General features: G+C 57.2%; 2 protein-coding genes. Both read left to right on the top strand.

From position 1 onward, the window contains the following. Positions 1-479 precede the first annotated feature (479 nt). A complete protein-coding gene (locus BLW02_RS19285) occupies positions 480-2,612 on the top strand; it encodes a MobA/MobL family protein (protein WP_159433806.1) in 2,133 nt (710 codons plus the stop codon). 50 nt (positions 2,613-2,662) lie between these two features. After that, the coding region (locus tag BLW02_RS19860) for a hypothetical protein (RefSeq protein ID WP_139285423.1) at positions 2,663-3,370 on the top strand (708 nt) is incomplete at its 3' end.

Consider the following 3,370-nt stretch of genomic DNA (forward strand, 5'->3'; position numbering starts at 1 on the left):
TGGGGGTAAATATGAGACGTTTCGCCTACCAAACGACGTCGTTTCGACAATCACCCCAGCCCAACAACCCATCCCCGGCGATCCACCGATGATAGGTTGCCGTTTGCACCACGTTTCGACACCGTTTCGCCCACTAAACGACGTCGATTCGACCACGAGCCAAACGCGCACGACCGTTCAGCCCCGATCCGGGCCGTCAGCCCCCGTTAATTGCTGCATTTTTGAGCAGCATCTGGCACCTTGGATGGCAAGGAGACCCTTTCCATGCCCCATTCATTGCCATATATCCCGGTCACGGGACTTGTCCAAGCGCACTTATGCATTGCCCCTTCGGGACAACGCTTTGGTGCGCCACCCTTCGGTGGTCGAGACTTCAACTTCCACGGTCGAGGTCGCCCGCACATACATCGGAAACCACGCTGTCGAGGTCGCCAGCTTCATGGGTACGGTGCCACCCTCCCAGTGTTCGGGGGGGCGCTATGAGCATCTACCACCTCACCGTCAAAATGCACTCGCGTGCCAAAAACAAGAAGCTCCACGCGCTGCGCGCACTGGCCTACCGCACGGGATCGCGAATCGTCGATCCAGTCACCCAGCACATCTATGACAGCACCTCCAAAAGCCGTGAGGTCATCCACAACGCCACCATCACTCCCGGCTTTGGTCCTGTCTGGAAAGACAATCCGCAAGACCTTTGGCAGTACGTACACCAGTCTGAAAAACGCAAAGACGCTGCCATCTTTCGGGAGTTTGAATGCGCCCTCCCCAAAGAGATCGCTGATGGTGCCTCCCCAGAGGCCTGGGTGCGGTTGATTGAAAACTTCATTCGAGACCAACTCACCCCGCACGGTGTGCTGGTGACTTACGCGATCCATAACAAGCCAGGCAATCCGCATGTCCACATGATGTGTACGACCAGGCATTGGACCGCTGACGGATTCGGCCCCAAGAACCGTGCCCTCGACACGTTCAAGGTCCTTTATGGGTGGAGAAAGTCTTGGGCAGACCACTGCAACGCAGCCTTACAACGGGCAGGACGATCAGAGCGGGTCACGCACAAGTCGTTTGCCGAACTGGGCCTGCAACGAGAGGCCACTGCCCATGTTGGCCCCGCTCATGTGGAGCAGACGAACCCCCAATATGCTCAGAAGCGTGAAGAGGTGATCGCGCGCAACAAGAAGGTCCAGGAGCGAAACCACCGCCGACGATTGGAGCGCCAACGACGTGCCCATGTGCACTTGCGTGCTGGTGTCTGTGGCGTTCAGATGGTGCGACACATTGGTTCGTGGGAAGGGTTCGCCCCCGAAGATCAAGGTGCGCAACCTGCACGCACATACCCACTGGCGTTGCGTTCAGCAGCATTCGAGGACGCCGCACTGGTCAACCAGTCTGAGGCAAATGCACGGCGTCAACTGTTGCTCGCATGGCCTGACGCAGAAACAGCGTTCAACGTATTGGCCCGATGGCGTGAAACGCTGGGTCGATCTTGGTCCTGGTCAATTTTTCTGGGGCAGTACCAACGCATTCGCAAGAGCCAAGAAAACCCCTTGGCTGAACTGCTGGCCAAAGAATTGATGTGGGTGGTGAGCCGTGCACCCCAACGTCTGCCGGACTGCTTGGACGCTGCCGATCCACCCCACGTTATTCGAACAGCGTTCAGCGTGAAGGAATGGGTGGGCAAGAACAAGCCCCGGCTCTTGGGGGAGTTAGAGGCCCTGATCGCGCAGGCTCAATCCAGGCTGCCTGAATTCCGGCAGCGTGCAACCCCATCGGCCACCGAGGTTCGAGCGCCTGCAAACAAAGTGCCATCGGCAACATTTCGTGAGGAGCTGGTGTCATTTCCCGAGCTGTCCCATCTTGGTGGCTCAGAAGCCGACATCGTTGCAGCCTGTCAGCGCCTGGCAACCGCGATTGACCGACCCTTTACCCCGGAAATCCTGCGCAAGCGCTTGCAACGCATGACGCAAGGTAAGGAGTTGCCGGAAACCATCACCAACGAATCGCTGATCGAATCGCTGCTGATCAAGGACCTGGTCTTCGCTGCCAAACGCAGGCCACATCGTCTGGCAGATGCTCTGCGCGCTGTACCTCCGTTGCAAAGAGCGTTCTTTGAAGAGCTGGTGCGAGATGCGCTGATCGGCACAGTTCGGGGGCCAAACCACGCACAAGCGGCCAGAGCCTTATCGGCATTCCAGCAGCTTGAATTGCAGGCGAGATGGGCTGTTGAGCAGGTGTTGACGCCCCAACAGTTAGCGGACTTTGAGTACCGCCGTTCGTGCTGTCAACGACTGGGGAGCACGTACACCTGGCAAACCTTCCAAGCGGACATCAACCGCTTGGCGGGATCTCCCCAAGGCTGGCAGAGGGCTTGGTGGGATGAATTGGTGGACCAGTTCACGCCCACGGAGTTGGAGTCCATCAGCGCCGAGTGCCCAGCCTGGTATGAGAGGTCCCATGAGCTGTGGAGTGAGATGCGTAACACCGCATCACAGGTGATTCAGCAGCCTGGGGATCGAGGGCGTGCTGAGGATTTTCAGAGGGCGACCGGTGTCATTCGCGCTGATGATGGCTTGCACCCCCGCATGAATACTGGGCTCGGGGTACCCACTTGACAGATCGAGGATCGGTTTGGCAATGTGGTTGCACATAGGAGAAATTAATGATGAGTAAGCAAAACCCCACCAGTGAGCAGCCGGAAGACGACTTCGACTATGACTACGACGCGTACTTTGAAATCGTTGAGGAGGATAGTGATGATGGCCGGACGCGGTATGTTCAGAAGCCCCGCGTTCCACCCGTCTCGTCGCCGAATGGAAATTTGAATTTGGAAGCAGCGAGCGCTGCGGACGAGGCTCAGCCGTTTATCTGCCATCCGCCATCGTCCCAACAACTTGCCTACTCAATTGAACAAGCACTTAATCGGTCAGATTCAGAGGGCTGGCAATGGAAGAAATCGTTCGAGAGGGAGTTGGGGTGTAAGGTCTTCGTTCATGCGGTGTCATCGTCTGGACCACACCCTTTGTCAGTCGCGTTAGTTGTAGCTCCCAATATGGATGAGTGTGAGGAGGAGAAATACCAGCAAATGCTGTTCCGAGTGCACTTGTCTGGGGTGCAAAACGCGGATGGGGTATGGCGTGAAGTTGAGGCGATGGCTCAGCGCCTATTCGTGATCGGGAGTTTTCTCAGAGATTTGCGCGACCTGCTTGGCTTGGCGGGTACCGACCAACAGGAAGAGGTGTTGAACAACCTGTTTGACGACTGCGGTGGCTACTTATGCGACGAGACCGGAGTTGAGGCGTTCAGCGGCGGAACAGATTGGCCGTTCCCCCCGAGGCGAAAGAAAAATATCGGCGGCTTTGTTGAAGTGGCG

This window comes from Acidovorax soli (genome assembly GCF_900107605.1).
Lineage (GTDB): Bacteria > Pseudomonadota > Gammaproteobacteria > Burkholderiales > Burkholderiaceae_C > Acidovorax > Acidovorax soli.

Coding starts and splice junctions, on each gene's coding strand:
- BLW02_RS19285 (WP_159433806.1), top strand. CDS start 480: ATGAGCATCTACCACCTCACCGTCAAAATGCACTCGCGTGCCAAAAAC.